Source organism: Sphingopyxis sp. (genome assembly GCF_051861155.1).
Lineage (GTDB): Bacteria > Pseudomonadota > Alphaproteobacteria > Sphingomonadales > Sphingomonadaceae > Sphingopyxis.
In genome coordinates this window covers 185,814-201,490 of sequence record NZ_JBHYDE010000005.1, presented here as the reverse complement: position 1 = coordinate 201,490, position 15,677 = coordinate 185,814, and the positions used below count along the sequence as shown (strand labels likewise).

Here is a 15,677-nt window from a genome sequence, read left to right as displayed (position 1 = left end):
GGCAGCGATGAGCGAAAGCGCCGCCCAACCCGCCGTCACCAGCCGCAGCGTCGCGCGCGGGCTTGGCACCACGGTGCTCGCACGGCTGGGCGCGGTCGTCGAAATCGTCGCGCAGCCGCTGTATGTGCTGATGTTCGGGCTCGCGGGCTACGGGCTTTACGCGGTGCTGTGGGCGGCGATCAACCTGCTCGAAAATATCTTCGACATGGGCATGACCAGCGCGATGCAGCGCACCGTGCCGCAATCGGCGAGCGATGCCGACGCGGCGGCGGCATTGCGCACCGCGATGATCTTTGGCGTCGGCCCGTGCATCGTCGTCGCGGCGCTGATCGCGGCCTTCGCCGCCGATCTTGGCCCGCTGCTCAATGTCGCCGAAAGGGATCGCGCCCTCGTCACCCCGGCGATCCGGGTCTTCGTCTGGGCGCTGCCGCTCTGGGCCTTTGTCGAGATCGCGACCTCGGCGCTGCGCGCGCGCATGGTGTTCGGTGCCGAAATCCGGCTGCGGATCGTCTGGGAACAGGTGCTGCGCCTGGTGTTCGCGGGGCTGTTCTTTGCCGGCGGCCTTGGGCTCAAGGGGCTGTTCATCGCGCATCTTTGTTCGCTGGCAATCACCGCAATCCTGTGCGTCCGCCTGCTCGCCAAACATTACAGTCTCGACGACATGTGGCGCGGCCCGTGGGTGACCGAAACCACGCGCAACACCTTCTGGGCCGGGCTGTCGATCCTGCCGTCGAACATCATCGCGCGATTGTTCGGCGACGCCCCGGCGCTGGTACTCAACCTGCTGCTGCCCGGCGCCGCCGGCGCGGCGGCGGCGGGGCTGTTCACCATCGCGCGCAAGCTGTCGAGCGTCGTCCAGCTTGTCCGCATCGCGTTCGTCTATGTGATGGCGCCGCTCGCCGCCAGCGCCGAGCGCGAGGACCGGCGCCAGGTTGCCGACATCTATGCCTATGCGACGCGGCTGATCTCGGCGATCGCCTTGCCGCTCGCCGCGGTGCTCGCGGCGGGCAGCGCGTCGCTGCTCAGCCTGTTCGGCGCGCAGGCGCAGGCGGCGCAGGCGGCGCTGGTCATCCTGCTGTTCGCGCGCGCCGCCGAAGCGGTGCTTGGCATTTCAGCGCCCGTCCTGCAGGTCGTTTCCGCCTTTCGCCACCAATTGACCGCGAGCGTGTTTGGCGTCGGCGTCGCGGTCGGCGCCGGGTGGTTGATCGTCGATCATATGGATGCGCTGACCGGGGTAACGCTGGCGACGTCGATCGGCCTGGTCGTGATGGCGGCGATCCCGACGCTGCAACTGGCGATGAACGAGAAATTGCATCCCTTCGACCATCAATTCCCCATCGTCGCGCTGCGCGGGATGGGGCTGACCTTCGTCGCGGGGGCCGCCGCGCTGCTCGCCGACCGACTGCCCGATCCGGTGGCGCTGCCGCTGATCGTCCTCATCGCGCTTGCGTCGATCTGGGCGGCGATCCGCTTCGCCCTGCCCTATGCCGACCGCGCTTCGCTCGGCAAAACCGGGCGGCGGCTGCACCTGATCGGGAGCGAGGCGCCATGACCGGCGGCGTCACTCGCGTCGCGATCTACGATCTCGACCGCACCGTGCTGCGGCGGCCAACCTTTACCCTGTTCCTGTTGTGGGCCGCGGCACGCGAAGCGCCGTGGCGCCTGCTGCTACTCCCCCCGCTCGCCGCGCTGATGATCGGCTATGCGCTGCGCCTTTATGGCCGCGACCGGTTCAAGCCCGCTGCGATCCGCCTGATGCTGGGCCGTCACCTGACCCCGGCGCGTGCCGCGGGGCTTGCGAAGCGCTTTGCCGCCTGGCGGGTGCCGCGCGATGTGCCGCCGGGCGCCAGCGCCTCGATCGCGCGCGACCGGGAACAGGGCTACCGGTTGGTGATGGCGACCGCGGCGCCCGAATTTTATGCCGATGCAATCGCCGCCGCGCTGAAATTCGACGCGATCGTCGCCTCGCGCCACCAGCGCGATCCCGACGGCAACTGGCTGCCGACGCTCGACGGACCCAATTGCTACGGCGCCGAAAAGGCGCGGCGGGTCGCCGAATGGCTGGCCGCGCATACGCCCGACGGCGCCGCGCATATCCGCGCCTATTCCGACCATATCAGCGACGCGCCGACCTTTGCGCTGGCCGACGAAGCCTGGCTGGTCGGGCGCGGCGACAAATTCGTCCGGCTGGCGGCGCAGCACGGCTGGCGCGCCGCCGATTTCGAAGATGCGGCGGCAGGCGCCGCGATCGAGGCGCCATAATGCGGATCCTGTTCCTGTTCATCGGCGAGCCGCACCAGATTTTCCACGCGCTGCCGATCGCCGCCGAGATGGCGGCGGCGGGCAGCGACATCGAGGTTGCGGTCGCCAGCGCCGGACATCTGCCGGTGGTCGAGCAGGTAGCGGCGGCTTATCCGGGCTTTGCCCCCCGCATCACGCTGCTCGGCCAGCGCGGGGTCAGCCGCTGGCTGCGCGAGCGCGCGGTCATTCGCCACCCGCGCCTGCCGATCCTGCTGGGCGCGCTGCGCTTTCTGCGCCAGTTCGATGCGATCGTCGTGCCCGAACGGACGACGACCGCGATCCGGCACTTGCTGCCGCGGCGAACCCGACTGATCTTTACCCCGCACGGTGCGGGCGACCGCGCCATCACCTTTGACGCGCGCGACCGCCATTTCCATTTTGCGCTCGTTGCGGGCGAAAAGAGCGAGCAGCGCATGCTCGACGCCGGAACGATCCGACCGGGGCACTATGCCGTCAACGGTTATGTCAAACTGGACCTGATGCGCCGACTTCAGACCAGCCGCGCCCGCCTGTTCGCCAACGATCGCCCGACCGTCCTTTACGCCCCGCATTTCCGGCGCGACCTGTCGTCGTGGGACCGCTTCGGGCGCGACATCATCGCCTGGTTCGCGGCGCAGGATCATTACAATCTGGTCGTCGCGCCGCATATCCGCCTGTTCGCCGAGGCGAGCGATACCGACCGCGCTGCCGTCGAAGCGCTCGCGGTGCCCGACAAGATCCTGATCGACCTGCAATCCGAACGCTTGTTCGACATGAGCTATACCAGCGGCGCCGACATCTATCTGGGCGACGTCAGCAGCCAGGTTTACGAATTTCTGGCGACCCCGCGCCCCTGCCTGTTCCTCAACGCGCATGAGGCCCAATGGGCGGGCGATCCCGATTATCTGTTCTGGACGCTGGGCGACGTGATCGACGATCTGGCCACGCTGCCCGCGGCGCTGGAGCGCGCGCCCGCGCGCCATTCGCGCTATGCCGATGCCCAGCGCGAACGGCTGGCCGAATCGATCGGCGGCGATCCCGCGGGCGCAGCGCAGCGGGGCGCCGAAGCGATTGCGCGCTTCCTTGCAAAGGACGCGGCAGAGGATAAGAGCGGCGGATGAGCGAACCAACGACCTTGCCCGCCCTGGCGCTGATCGGCGACAATCCGACCTTGCTGTGGGGAATGACCAACGCCGAACGGCTGCGCCGACTGGCGCGGGCGGAAGGTCTGCCCGACACGCCGCCGCCGTCGGGCGCGCAGCTGACCGTCAATCTCGACTATGTGTTCGATCCGGTGTGGCTGCGCCATATCGCGGCGCTGCCCGGCACGGTGGTGATGGACGGCGATGCGCTGGTGATGGCGCATCTGACCGGCGGCCTCGGCCCCGACGATGTTGCGGCGCATCGCGGCGCGCTGACGGTCATCGATTACCGCGACAATCCGCAAATCTATAACCGCCAGTTGCGCAAGCTCGACTGCCCCTTCATCCAGCGGCTGACCCCGGAGACGCGGCGCGACATCGAGCGCAAAAGCTATTTCGGGGCGTATAAGGGCGTCACCGATGCGCTGACCAAATATCTGTGGCCCGAACTCGCGCTATGGCTGACGCGGATCGCCGCGAGCATCGGCATGACGCCGAATATGGTCACCGCGATCGGCGCAGCGCTGTGCATTTATGCCACCTATCTCTTCGCCTACGGCCATTATTGGACCGGGATGCTCGCGGCCTTCATCTTCATGGTGTTCGACACCGTCGATGGCAAGCTGGCGCGCTGCACGATCACCTCGTCGAAATGGGGCAATGTCGCCGATCACGGGGTCGACCTGGTCCACCCGCCCTTCTGGTGGTATTTCTGGGGCGTCGGGCTGGGTAGCTGGGGTCTGGCGTTGTCCGATCAGACCTTCCTGTTCGTGATGATCGCGGTGCTGGCTGGCTATGTGCTCCAGCGCGTGATCGAGGGGATGTTCATCAAGGATTTCGGCATGGACGTCCATGTCTGGCGGCGGTTCGACAGCCAGTTCCGCCTGATCACTGCGCGGCGCAACCCGAACATCGCGATCCTGTTCTTTGCCACCCTGGCGGGGCGCCCCGACATCGGGCTGATCGCGGTCGCGTGGTGGACGATCATCTCGCTGGTCGTCCATGCGGTGCAGCTGGTGCAGGCCTATGCCGTGCGGCGTTCGGGCCGCCCGATCGTCAGCTGGATGGAGGCGGCATGAACGACACCATTGCGAAATTCGGTCACCCCGCGACGCTGATCGCCGAATATGATCATTGGGTCGTGCTGGTGCGCCCGGCGCAGCCGGTGCTCGGCGCGCTGGTGCTCGCGGCGAAGTCCGACGCGACGGCGTTCGGCGACCTGCCCGCCGCCGCGCACACCGAGCTGAAGACCGCGACGGCAGCGATCGAGGCGGCGCTGACCGGCGCGGTCGGCTATGCAAAGATCAACTATCTGATGCTGATGATGGTGGATCCGCACGTCCATTTTCACGTCCTGCCGCGCTATGACGGCGAACGCTCGGGTGCCGGGCTGACCGTCGCCGATGCGGGCTGGCCCGCGCAACCCGACCTGGCGCAGGCGGTCAAGCTGGACGACGCACAGGTCGCGGCGCTCACCGGCTGGCTCAAGCCCTATTTTGCGTAGAGTCCTGCGGCCGCCCATTTTGCGGTGAGCGCATCGGCGGCCTCGACATCCTGCGGGAAGTCGACTTCCTGCCATTCCAGCCCCTCGATCGACACGGTGCCGACGCGGTTGCCTTTGGCGATGACGTCGATCGCGCGCAGGTACCAGCGCTCGACCCCCTCGGGCGTGCGCATCATCTGGTCGATCTGGTTGCGAAAGATCGACGGGCCGTCGCCGACGAACGCGAGCATGCCGATCGATTCGGCGTTGGTATCGGGGGGCAGCAACCGCTTGCCGATGTGGTGCAGGCGGCCCTCGGCGTCGCGGTTCACCTTCATGTCGTCGTCGTCATAGTCGGGTTTGACGTCGACGGTGACGGTGATCGGCTCGCTGGCGCCCGCGATCAGCTTCGCGACGATCTCGTCCGAAATGATGGTGTCGCCGTTGAGGATGATGAAATCGCGGTCCATCTCCTCGCGCGCGATCCAGCAGGTGCCAAGGTTGTCGGCGACCTGAAAGAAAGGGTTGAACAAGGTGCGGATGCGCACCCCGGTGTCGCGGTACAGCTGGAGCGCATGATCCTCGACGCGTTCGGTGCGGAACCCGGTGACGACGACAATGTCCTTGATGCCGTTGGCGGCGAGCGCCGCGACCTGCCACCCAATGAGCGTGCGGCCATTGAGGTCGATCAGGCATTTGGGGATGTCGCGGGTCAGCGGCAGCAGGCGCGAGCCCTGCCCGGCCGACAGGATGATGGCTTTTTCGATGGTCATAGCGGCTGCCCTATAGCGGCTTGCCGCCGCGCGGCAAATATCCGCTCGATCAGCACGATGTCGGCGGGCTTGTCGGCGTCGATGCACGCCTCCGCCTCGGCCATCGGCACGATCTTGGCTTTCAGTCCGAAGCGCAGCCCGGCACGCGCCACGCCCTGCTGGATCGTGAACAGGCGAAGCAGCGCCCCGATCAACAGCCACGGACCGAAGGCGGCGACGATCTTGAGCCCCTTTTTGCGGTCGCGTTCGATCCGCCCCCAGAAATCGAGCAACGGCAGCGCCCGGCGCCCGCGCAGGTAGAACAGGTTCGCGCCCGACCACCAGCCGCCGCGAAATTTCAGCCAGGTGCGCTTCGACTGCGGATAGCGCGCGAGCAGCACGGCGCGCTCGACCATCGCCACCGCGACATCGCTATCCGCGGCGCCGGTCAGGAATTCGGCGACCATTGTCGGGGTGAGCAGCACATGGTCGGCGGTCGTCACGAGCAGCGGATCGTCGCCGGCGGGGAGCGCGGCGGCGAGCGAGCTGCTGATCCCCTGCCCCGAATCGACGAAATGCAGGTCGGCGATCCCCGCCAGCCCCGGCGCGGCGGCAAGTTCGGCGCTGTTCTGCGCCAGGATCGTGATCGCGCCCACGTCGGGCGAAGCGCGCAGCGCGCCGACGACATGGATCAGCATGGCCTGCCCGGCGATCGGCAGCAGCGCCTTGGTCGATGCGCCACTACCCGTCAGCAACGGGTCGGGGCCGGGGCGGCTGCCCGCAAGGACGATCGCGGGGATCATTCGGCGGGCGGCGCGGACGAAATGCGGCGCGCGGTCGCGGCGCGCAGGAAATCGGTCATCTCGGGCAGGATCGGCCCTTTGTACGCCAGCGGCTTGGTCAGCGCCATGACGAGGTCGTTGTGGCTGAGCCCGTCATATTCGCGCAATGTCGCCGACCCGCCGACCTTGCGCATCGCCGCGGCCAATCTTTGGCTGTTGCGCACCCGCACCACGGTGTCGGCGGTGCCATGACCAAGCCAGAGCGGCGGCGCATCGGCGCGCACAAAGGTGATCGGCTGGGTCTGTTCGACCGGGCGGATATCGCCCATCGCGACGTCGGCGCGGCCACCCTTTTCGAACGGATGGAAATCATAAGGCCCGGCGAGCGCCGCGACGCCGCGGATGACCGACGCGTCGCTGCCCGCCGCGCGCAGCCATTGCGGGTCGAGCGCCAGCATCACCGCATTATAGGCGCCCGCCGAATGGCCCGCCAGCGCGATGCGATCGGGATCGCCGCCATAGTTCGCGATATGCGCGTCGGTCCACGCGACCGCGGCGGCGCTGTCGTGCAAGAAATCGGGCCAATGTCCCTCGGGCACGATGCGGTAATCGGGGATCACCACGACGAAGCCCTGTTTGGCAAAGGCGCGGCCCGCAAAACCATAGTCGTCGCGCGCGCCGCTGTACCAGCCGCCGCCATAGAGGAAGACGAGCACCGGCAGCTTGTCGGTCTTTTTTGTCCCCGTCGGCACCCAGATGTTGAGCTTGTTGCGCGCGCCCGCGCCATAGGGCTGCCCCGCCACCTGCAACGTCGCGCCGTCGCTGTCGCCGAGCAACCGGTCGCCGAGGTTCAGCGACTTCGCACCCCCCGCGACGATCATCCGCGCCGCGCCGCCGAACAGCAGCACGAGCAGCAGGGCCACGAGCAAGAATTTGATCAATCGCCGTCCTTTGGAAACCCGTGCCGTCATCGTCGCGCCCTACCGCGCGGCGCGGGTCGCGACAAGGCGGCTGATCCGGCGGATGCAGCGCGAATGCTTCGCCACCTTTTTCCTCTTCATGCGTAGGACAGCGCGATGACCGGTTCCTTCACCCGCCCCGCCCTGCTCTGCAACACTCAAAGCGGCAGCCATGACGAGGCTGTCCGCGACCAGATCGCCGAACTGTGCCGCACGCATGGCGCGCCGCTGGTCGCGACCTTTGCGCTGCCCGACGGCGACATCCCCGATGCCGCCGCGCTCAAACAGCAGAACATCGACCTGCTGCTGGTGTGGACCGGCGACGGCACGATCAATGCCGCCGCGACGCAGGGGGCGGGCTGGGACGGTGCGATCCTCGCGCTTCCCGGCGGAACCTTGAACCTGCTCTCCAAGGCGTTGCACGGCGACCGGCCGGTGTCTGAGATTTTGACCGATGCCCTGCAAGGCAGGGCGCGGCGCAGCCCGATCCCGACGGTCGTGTCCGGCGCCGGCACCGCCTTCATCACCGTCGTCGCCGGTCCCGCGACGCGCTGGGCCGAGGTGCGCGAGACGATGCGGCAGGATGGGCTGATCGAGGCGAGCCGCGCGGCGCCCGACGCGCTCGACGAGATGATGAACGCCCCCGGCGTCCGCGTGGGCACCGACGGCAAGGCCTATCCCGCGGTGATCCTGACCCCGACCGCGGCGGGCATCCGCGCCGACGGCATATTGACCGAAGGCACCGGCGACGTGTTGCGCCACGGCCTCGCGTGGCTGGGGGGCGATTTTCGCGACGGGCCGAGCGAGCCGATCGCAACCAGCGAGGCCGTCGTGCTGGAAAGCGACCAACCGATCAGCCTGGAATATGACGGCGAACTGCAAGAGGTCGCGTCACCCGCCAAATTTTCGCTCGGCACCAGCGCGGTCGATTTCATCGCGACGGCATGACGCGGCTGTTCCATATCAGCGACCTGCATTTCGGGCTGGAGGATCGCGCCGCGCTCGACTGGTTTCGCGAATGCGTCCGCCGCGAACAGCCCGATGCGGTGCTGATCACCGGCGACCTCACGATGCGCGCGCGATCGCATGAGTTTGCCGCGGCGTGCGACTGGATCGAGGCGCTCGATGTGCCGGTCACGGTCGAGGTCGGCAACCATGACCTGCCCTATTTCAACCCGTTCGCGCGCTTTTTCTGGCCGTATCGCCGCATCCGCCGGATCGAGCGGCTGGTCGAACGCGAGTTGAACCTTGCGGGCGTCGCGGTCGTGCCGCTGAAAACCACCGCGCGCGCCCAGTGGCGGCTCGACTGGTCGAAGGGCTGGGTGACGCGCGGTGCGCTCGCCAAGACGCTGGCGGCGATCGACGCACTCCCGGGCGGCACCACCGCGCTGGTCACCGCGCATCATCCGCTGGTCGAGGCCGGGACAAAGGGCCGCGCGCTGACCCGCGGCGGCGCGCGCGCGCTCGAGGCGCTGGCGGGACGCGGCGTCGCGGCGGTATTGACCGGCCATGTCCATGATGCTTTCGACTTGGTGGCGCCGACCGCCGCAGGTTCGATCCGCATGATCGGAGCGGGGACGCTGTCGCAGCGCATCCGTTCGACCCCGCCCAGCTTCAACGAACTCAGGATCAGGGACGGCGACGTGGCGGTTCGGGTCCGCAACATCGACGCGGTGCCGACCCCCGACATGCAGATCGCGGGCGTGCCCCCCGACGCACTGCCCCCGCGCGAACCTGGCGAGCCGGTGGCGCCGATCCACGCCGTTCCGCCGGTGGATCCGCCGGTGCATTGACGCCGCGTCTCATCACGTTAGGTTGCAAGAAAAAACGGGATGAGGATAAGCGATGCTGACCAAGGGCGACGATTTCCCGCTGCACCAGAGCGCCGAACCGATCGCGTTCGCGGGTACCGACCGCAATTTTTACGACCGCTATTTCTTCAACGGCTACGCGCCCGACGGATCGATATTCTTCGCCGCGGCGATGGGATTTTATCCACAGCTCGGCATCGTCGATGCGGCGTTCTGTGTGCTGATCGGCGGGGTGCAGCATAATCTGCGCGCCAGCCGCCGCTCGGCGGGCGAGCGGCTCGACCTGACGGTCGGGCCGATCGCGATCCGCATCGACGAGCCGCTGAAGCGGCTGACGCTGACCATCGCGGCGAACGACGGCCCGCTCACCGGCGAGCTGCATTTCACCGCGCGCCATTTCCCGATCGAGGAACCGCGGTTCACTCGCCGCAACGGCACCCGCCTGTTCATGGACTATACCCGCATGACCCAGAACGGCCATTGGTCGGGCTGGCTGACGGTCGATGGGCGGCGGGTCGAGATCGGCGCTGACTGCGCCGGAACCCGCGACCGCAGCTGGGGCATCCGCCCGGTCGGCGCCGCCGAACCGCAACCGCCGCCGCAGGGAAATTTCCACCAATTCTTCTGGCTGTGGACGCCGTGCAATTTCGCCGATCGCTCGCTGTTCTTTCACAGCAACGACGATGGCGAAGGCAGCGCGTGGAACCGCCGCGCGGTGCTGGTGAGCGGCAACGGCAGCGAGCGCCATTTCGCCGATCCGGCCTTTGCCGCCGAATGGCAGCCGGGCACGCGGCGCCTGACCGGGTTGACTGCCGACTTCGATGGCAGCACGCGCCTGACGCTCACCCCCAGCGAGCCTTTGTTCGCGATGAGCGGGCTTGGGTACACCCATCCCATTTGGGGTCATGGCTTCGATCATGGCGACCTCGAAGTGGCGCACGACCGCCTGTCCGAAGCCGAGCGAGCGTGGGGCAATCCGCTGGCGATGCACGTGCAAGCGCTGGTTCGTGCCGAGCTGACCGACGGCGACCGCACCGACGTCGGCATTGGCGTGCTCGAACAATTGTTCGTCGGCCCGCACGCGCCGACCGGCCTGACCGGACTGATGGACCCCGCTGCATGAGCTTTCCGACGTCGCCCGACGCGATCAGCGCCGACTGGCTCGGCGCGGTGCTTGGGCAGTCAGGGCGGTTGAAGGGGTTCACCGCGGCCAAGGTCGGCACCGGGCAGATGTGCGACAGCTACCGCCTGACGCTCGATTGGGAGGATGGCGACTGGCAGGATGGCGCCGACGCCCCCGCGACCGTCATCGCCAAATGCCCGAGCCATGACGAGGCCAGCCGCAACATCGCCAAGCTCACCGGTACCTATGTCAAGGAAGTCAGCTGGTACCGCGAGCTTGCCGCGGCAAGCGGGGTTCCGGCGCCGCGTTGCCACCATTCGGAGATCGCCGACGACGAGGTCGACTTCGTCCTCATCCTCTCCGACCTCGCCCCCGCGCGGCAGGGCGACCAGCTTGCGGGGCTTGGCCTTGCCGGGCTCGTCCCGTGTATCGACGCCGCCGCCAGCCTCCACGCCCTTCTGTGGAACGATCCGCGCCTCGCGCAGCTGCCTTGGTTTGCGCGCGACAATGGCGATCTGGTCCGCGCACTGTTCCCGCAGCTCTATCTGGGATTTCGCGAGCGTTACGCGGCCCGCCTTGCGCCCGAAATCCTGGAAGTTGGCGCCGGCATCGTGGCGAAACTAGACGCCTATTTGTCGCGCGAACCTGCGGCACGGACGCTGGTCCATGGCGACCTGCGGATCGACAACATCCTCTTCGCCCCCGATGGCGATGCCTGCTGGCTCGTCGACTGGCAGACGCTGGGGCGCGGCAGCGGCGCGACCGATCTCGCTTATCTGGTCGGCACCAGCATCGCCGACCCGTTCGAGCGCGCCGCCGCCGACCGCCCCGCCTTCGACCATTGGCTGGCGGCGCTGCGCGCGCATGGCGTCGATCCCGACCCCGCGGCGCTGTGGGACGATTATCGTGTCGGGGCGCTCAGCGGCTATTTCATGGCGGTCTTCGCCTCGATGAACGTCGAGCGCACCGACCGCGGTGACGAAATGTTTGCGGTGATGGCCGAACGCCCAGCGCGTCAAGCGCTGGCGCTCGGGAGCCTCGACCTGATTTAGAGTCTATCCTCAGGAAATCAGGGCGATCCCAACAAAGGCGCCAAGCCCTGCCAAGGAGGCCAGCACGGCAGGACGCTGCATCGCGCGGACGCGCCACGCCATCAAAAGGCCCGACACAACCAGGAACAGAAGGCCGAGCGCCAGAATCACCGCATAAATCTTGAACGCGGTCCCGCCCTTCGCCTTGTGCATTTGCACCAGCCAGCGGTGCCAGCCCGTATCTTTGACCGTCAATTTGGCGACCATTGCGTCGTCGGTCGCATCGAGCAGCACGTCGCGCCGCGTTCCCGTCCATTCCAACTGAAAAGCATCGCCCATCGACTTCACCGACGCGGCGCCGGACGGCAACGCGATCTGGCGGCGCGCCAGTTCGGCGGTGGCCACCGCCTGCAACGCATCCTTATCTTTGGTCAGGGGCGCGGTGAGCGCAACGTCATATTCGGCCGACGCATAATCGCCCTTGATGCCCCAAGTATAAAGCGCGCCCGTCATCAGAAAGAGCAGAATGGCGGGAAACAGAAATGCCGCGGTCAGCATATGCCACCGGATCAGCGTTGCATGGGTCATGAGAGGCTTTCGAAAGAAGGAGGCTTCACATCGCCATGTCCATCCCGCGATGTCAACTCCATGACCCAGCGACGAAAAAGGGCGGCCCGTCGCCGAGCCGCCCTCCCCCTTTTTTTGGCCGGGTTCCGATCAGAAGTGGAAGGTCACCGAACCGCGATAGCTCTGGTTCGACACATCCTTGCGTCCGATCGTCGTGTCGGCGCCGATCGACAGGTCGACATTGCCGGTGGTCACCGTGATGCCGCCGCCGACTTCGAACCAGTCCTTGTCGGTCCCCGCGAGGCCGAAGATCGCATTGGGTCCGGGGCCGCCGACGAAGGTCGCGCCGAACGACGCCGGGGCGTCCTCGAACTCATGGACAAAATCGGCGCTGAGGTGCGGCTGGAAGCTGCTCCCCTTCTTGCCCGACAGCGCCAGACCGGCGCGCGCCTGCAAGCTGTTGAAGCTCGACCGGTCGAGCCGCAGCGCGGGACCGCCGCCATTTTCCTTGATGTCGGAAAAGCCGATATGGCTCGCCCGCGCCGCAACCCGCGGCCCGAATTCGACCGAACCAAGGTCGAAATTCTTCGCCAGGCTGACCTCGCCGGTGAAGATCAGCGAGGTGTCGTCGCCGGTCAGCGTGAACGGCGTGCCGACCAGGTCGGCAACCCGCGTCGTGCGCGAATCGAACGCACCGGCGCTGACCTGCGTCGCCAGTTCGATCCCGCCGCCCAGTGCAGCCTTGCCGTACAGCGTGCCCTGATACAGGCTGCCGCTGGCCTTTTGACCCGCGACCGGGGTGGTGCCGTCGACGTCGGTGTAGCTGAGCGCGAAGCTGATCACGCTGCCTTCATCGAGCGCCTTTTCGATGCCGCCGGCCAGATAGAAGCCGTCGAACTGGTCGCGGCCGCCGCCGGGCAGCGCGCTGGCCATCGGGCGGCTGTCGCCGTCGAGATAGCCGCCAGCCAAGAAGGCGCTGGTGTCGTCGGGCAAGCGGCCCTGCTGCACCGTCACCGCATCGCTGTCCGAGCGCACCGCCATCGTGTCGGCGCCGGCCGCGGTCATGTTGAGATGCGCAAGCTGCACCGGTCGGCCGATCATCGACAGGGTGCCGCCCATGTCGCCGTCATCAAGCTGGAGCAGGCGATCGCGATAGAAGCGCGACATATTGTCGACCGCCACCGTCGCGAGCGACCCACGCAGCGTTTCGGTGCGCGGCGCCCAGCTTTCGAGCGTCGCGCGGATCGTTGCAGCGTTCTGCAGGTCGAGCGGACCATAGACACCGGCGAGGCCCGCGGTGCCGCGCGACTGGTCGAGCAGCTGGGCATAGGCGCCCTGCACCGCAGTAGCGGCGACGACGTTGCGGTACAGCCCTGCCTGGATTTCGACCGACACGCTGTTCGGGCCATAGGTCAGACGCGGGGTCAGGATCGCCGACAGCGCGTTGGCCGAGCTGAAGGTACCGCTCACGCCGCCCGCGGCGGTCAGGAAGGTGTAGCGATTGCCTGCGGTGACCTGCGTCCCCGCCACCGGCGAGAAGCTGACCGCGCCGCCCAGCGTCGCCGTTCCCGTCGAGGTGCCGTTCGCGACGACCGCGAGCACGTCGGACGTGCCGTTAGGGCCGAAGTTGATGAACAGGTTGCTGCCCGACGACAGCACCAGATTGCCGCCGACGGTCAGCGTGCCGATCGTCGTCGGGGTGCCCGGCGCGATCTGGCCGAGCACGCTGGTCAGGAACGGCGTGTTGATCCGCCCCGATCCCATCAGGCCGCCGCCGAACAGGCTGTAGTCGCCGACCGAGCTGAGCGTGCCGTTGACCGTGACCATGCCCGCCAGCTGGTTGACGTTGATCAGCGACGACAGCGACGCACCCGTATCGATCTGGAGCGCAGCGCCCGCAGTGCCGATCGTCAGCCGGTCGACCGTCACGCTGGCGCCCGACAGCGTCGTCAGCCCGGTAGCGCTGAGCGTCACATCGAAATAGCGCGGCGCGGTGCCCGCGGTGCGCACCGGGTCGACGTTGTTCGGCACGAAATTGGTCGCGCCGGGCAGGCCGTTGGCGAGCGTCGCGGCGGGCAGCGGGGTCGCCGCTGCCTGCGCCTCGGGCTGGGCGCCGGGGATCAGCGCGTCGCGCGTCGCGGTGGCGCCGCCGGTAATGTCGGCGATCGATGCCGAGCCCGCATTGTCGCCCGACGTGCCGATCGGCCGGTTTTCGACGACCTCGACCCCGGTGCGGGTGTCGAGGCAATCGCTGACGCCGCCGCTCTGGAAACAAATCTGTCCGAAATCGCCGGTGGTGCCGGTCTTCTGCTCACCCGTCAGCGTCGGGATGCCGTTGACCAGCTGGCCGTTCGACAGGATCATGTACGACGGGTCGATCGTCGATACCCAGTGATTGGGATCGGTCCACGACCCGTTGCCCGCCCTGGCCGAGACATAATGATAGGGGTTGTTCGCCGCGATCCAGTCCCAATAGAGATAAGCGGGCTGATAGAAGGACACCGTGCCATAACCGTTCGCTGGCTGGCCGGTGAAAAAGCGGGTGTAACCGCCCGACAACACCCCGATCACCACCTGGCGCGAGAAGTTCTGCAGGATCAGCGGCCCGCCCGAATCGCCCTGCGACGTGATGCCTTCGAGCGAAGCGCCGTTCGGGTTGGCGCGCGCATTGTCGCGAAACGCGTTGAAGTCGAACGGGCTGGCCCCGGTCATCCCGCGCCGCGGATCGTCGAAGTCGAGGAAATAGAGATTCTGGGTCAGGCCGTTGGGCGCGCCGCCGAACAGAAAGCCTTCGAACGTCTGGATGTCGGTCAGCGCCCCGAGGATGTTTTCGGCGGCACGGCGGCGAAAATCGCTGCCCGCCGCGCCGCTCGTCCCGGTGCCGTTGTTGCCGTAACCGACGATGCCGACATTATAGCCGGTTCCCGCCGCGGTGATCGCGTCGGGCGCGGGCAGCGGCGAGAACAGCATCGCCCAGGTCGGGATATTGGCCGCGGGCGTGTCGAGCGACGCCAGCGCGACGTCGCCGTACAGAAAGCTGCGCGCCGCCGGTTCGAGCGACAGCGGATTATAGGCCAGCCAGTTCGCGTTGTAGAAGGCCTGCGCGGTGTTGGTCTGATATTTGCCGGCCCCGCCGGCGCCGCCGAGCAGCCAGCGCACCAGTTCGTCGGTCTGGCCCGCGGCGTTGGCGCGGGTGTTGGTTTCAAAGCCGAAGCCGATCGCGGTGCCGCCCGAATTGGCGCCATAAGCGGTCGCCGCGCGGGTGTTCACGCAGTGCGCCGCGAGCAGCACGGTGCGCGGATTGATCAGCGTGCCGGTGCACAGGCCGACGAAGCCGCCGCCATTGTCGATGATCATCTGACCGACGCCGGTGATGTTCACCGGGTCGCGCGCGGTGACGGGCGTGCCGGGGTTGGCGATCAGGATTTCGGGTTCGGGGGTAATCTGCTGGATCGTCGGTCCCGGCGTGACCGGGACCAGATTGGCCTGAGGTTCGGGAATCGTGACCGTGATATGGCCCTCGCCGCCGGTCGGCGCGATGCCCGCATCGGCCTCGGCCAGCGCCGGTGCCGCTTGCAACAGGCCCGCGACGCAAACCGACGTGAGCAACGCTCCGCGGCGCATGCGCCGCGAATCAAAATGAAAATTCATAAACTACCCCCAAAGTATAAGTGTACACCTCCTCTGGGTCAGAGAGTCGGCGCATGGGGGTAGCTTAGCTGCGCGCGGCGATTAGACAATGGCCTA

At 67.4% G+C, this 15,677-nt stretch carries 14 protein-coding genes; 9 read left to right on the top strand and 5 right to left on the bottom strand.

What is annotated here, in order from left to right; translation table 11 throughout:
- Positions 1 to 7 precede the first annotated feature (7 nt).
- The 5 genes from ACTIFP_RS11030 to ACTIFP_RS11010 are packed head-to-tail and all read left to right on the top strand — an operon-like array spanning position 8 to position 4,926.
- Complete coding sequence (locus ACTIFP_RS11030; protein ID WP_439568768.1) at positions 8 to 1,552, top strand: lipopolysaccharide biosynthesis protein; 1,545 nt, start codon at positions 8 to 10, stop codon at positions 1,550 to 1,552.
- Positions 1,549 to 2,262: an HAD-IB family phosphatase gene (locus ACTIFP_RS11025; RefSeq protein ID WP_439568767.1), complete on the top strand. Its 714-nt coding sequence runs from the start codon at positions 1,549 to 1,551 to the stop codon at positions 2,260 to 2,262. Before ACTIFP_RS11030 ends, ACTIFP_RS11025 begins: the two co-directional genes overlap by 4 nt.
- Complete coding sequence (locus tag ACTIFP_RS11020; RefSeq protein ID WP_439568766.1) at positions 2,262 to 3,401, top strand: hypothetical protein; 1,140 nt, start codon at positions 2,262 to 2,264, stop codon at positions 3,399 to 3,401. Before ACTIFP_RS11025 ends, ACTIFP_RS11020 begins: the two co-directional genes overlap by 1 nt.
- On the top strand, positions 3,398 to 4,501 hold the full coding sequence (locus tag ACTIFP_RS11015; RefSeq protein WP_439568765.1) for a CDP-alcohol phosphatidyltransferase family protein: 1,104 nt from the start codon (positions 3,398 to 3,400) through the stop codon (positions 4,499 to 4,501). Before ACTIFP_RS11020 ends, ACTIFP_RS11015 begins: the two co-directional genes overlap by 4 nt.
- Positions 4,498 to 4,926 (top strand): HIT family protein, encoded by a 429-nt coding sequence (locus tag ACTIFP_RS11010; RefSeq protein ID WP_439568764.1) that lies wholly within the window; start codon positions 4,498 to 4,500, stop codon positions 4,924 to 4,926. The genes ACTIFP_RS11015 and ACTIFP_RS11010 overlap by 4 nt, the downstream gene beginning before the upstream one ends.
- On the opposite strand, the gene ACTIFP_RS11005 is transcribed toward ACTIFP_RS11010, so the two are convergent.
- From ACTIFP_RS11005 to ACTIFP_RS10995, 3 genes are read right to left on the bottom strand one after another with little or no spacing between them, the layout of a single operon-like run.
- A complete protein-coding gene (locus ACTIFP_RS11005; protein WP_439568763.1) occupies positions 4,914 to 5,678 on the bottom strand; it encodes a sugar phosphate nucleotidyltransferase in 765 nt (254 codons plus the stop codon). The genes ACTIFP_RS11010 and ACTIFP_RS11005 overlap by 13 nt on opposite strands.
- Positions 5,675 to 6,460, bottom strand: coding sequence for a nucleotidyltransferase family protein (locus ACTIFP_RS11000; protein ID WP_439568762.1), 786 nt, complete (start codon positions 6,458 to 6,460; stop codon positions 5,675 to 5,677). Before ACTIFP_RS11000 ends, ACTIFP_RS11005 begins: the two co-directional genes overlap by 4 nt.
- The gene (locus tag ACTIFP_RS10995) at positions 6,457 to 7,362 is read right to left on the bottom strand and encodes an alpha/beta hydrolase (RefSeq protein WP_439568761.1); all 906 of its coding nucleotides are present in this window, start codon (positions 7,360 to 7,362) and stop codon (positions 6,457 to 6,459) included. The genes ACTIFP_RS11000 and ACTIFP_RS10995 overlap by 4 nt, the downstream gene beginning before the upstream one ends.
- A 153-nt stretch (positions 7,363 to 7,515) precedes the next feature.
- Between ACTIFP_RS10995 and ACTIFP_RS10990 the strand changes: the two genes are divergently transcribed.
- From ACTIFP_RS10990 to ACTIFP_RS10975, 4 genes are read left to right on the top strand one after another with little or no spacing between them, the layout of a single operon-like run.
- The gene (locus tag ACTIFP_RS10990) at positions 7,516 to 8,346 is read left to right on the top strand and encodes a diacylglycerol/lipid kinase family protein (protein ID WP_439568760.1); all 831 of its coding nucleotides are present in this window, start codon (positions 7,516 to 7,518) and stop codon (positions 8,344 to 8,346) included.
- Complete coding sequence (locus ACTIFP_RS10985) at positions 8,343 to 9,191, top strand: metallophosphoesterase family protein (protein ID WP_439568759.1); 849 nt, start codon at positions 8,343 to 8,345, stop codon at positions 9,189 to 9,191. The genes ACTIFP_RS10990 and ACTIFP_RS10985 overlap by 4 nt, the downstream gene beginning before the upstream one ends.
- Before the next feature lie 52 nt (positions 9,192 to 9,243).
- Positions 9,244 to 10,332, top strand: coding sequence for a hypothetical protein (locus tag ACTIFP_RS10980; protein WP_439568758.1), 1,089 nt, complete (start codon positions 9,244 to 9,246; stop codon positions 10,330 to 10,332).
- The gene (locus ACTIFP_RS10975; protein WP_439568757.1) at positions 10,329 to 11,384 is read left to right on the top strand and encodes a phosphotransferase; all 1,056 of its coding nucleotides are present in this window, start codon (positions 10,329 to 10,331) and stop codon (positions 11,382 to 11,384) included. Before ACTIFP_RS10980 ends, ACTIFP_RS10975 begins: the two co-directional genes overlap by 4 nt.
- Before the next feature lie 9 nt (positions 11,385 to 11,393).
- Here ACTIFP_RS10975 and ACTIFP_RS10970 read toward each other — a convergent pair whose 3' ends face one another.
- Together ACTIFP_RS10970 and ACTIFP_RS10965 are read right to left on the bottom strand one after the other, a co-directional pair.
- Entirely contained in the window at positions 11,394 to 12,002 is a 609-nt protein-coding gene (locus tag ACTIFP_RS10970) for a PepSY domain-containing protein (protein ID WP_439568883.1), read from the bottom strand.
- A 78-nt stretch (positions 12,003 to 12,080) separates the two neighbouring features.
- Positions 12,081 to 15,581 carry an autotransporter domain-containing protein gene (locus tag ACTIFP_RS10965; protein ID WP_439568756.1) on the bottom strand — a complete coding sequence of 1,167 codons (3,501 nt, stop codon included), beginning with the start codon at positions 15,579 to 15,581 and terminating at the stop codon, positions 12,081 to 12,083.
- Positions 15,582 to 15,677: the final 96 nt, after the last annotated feature.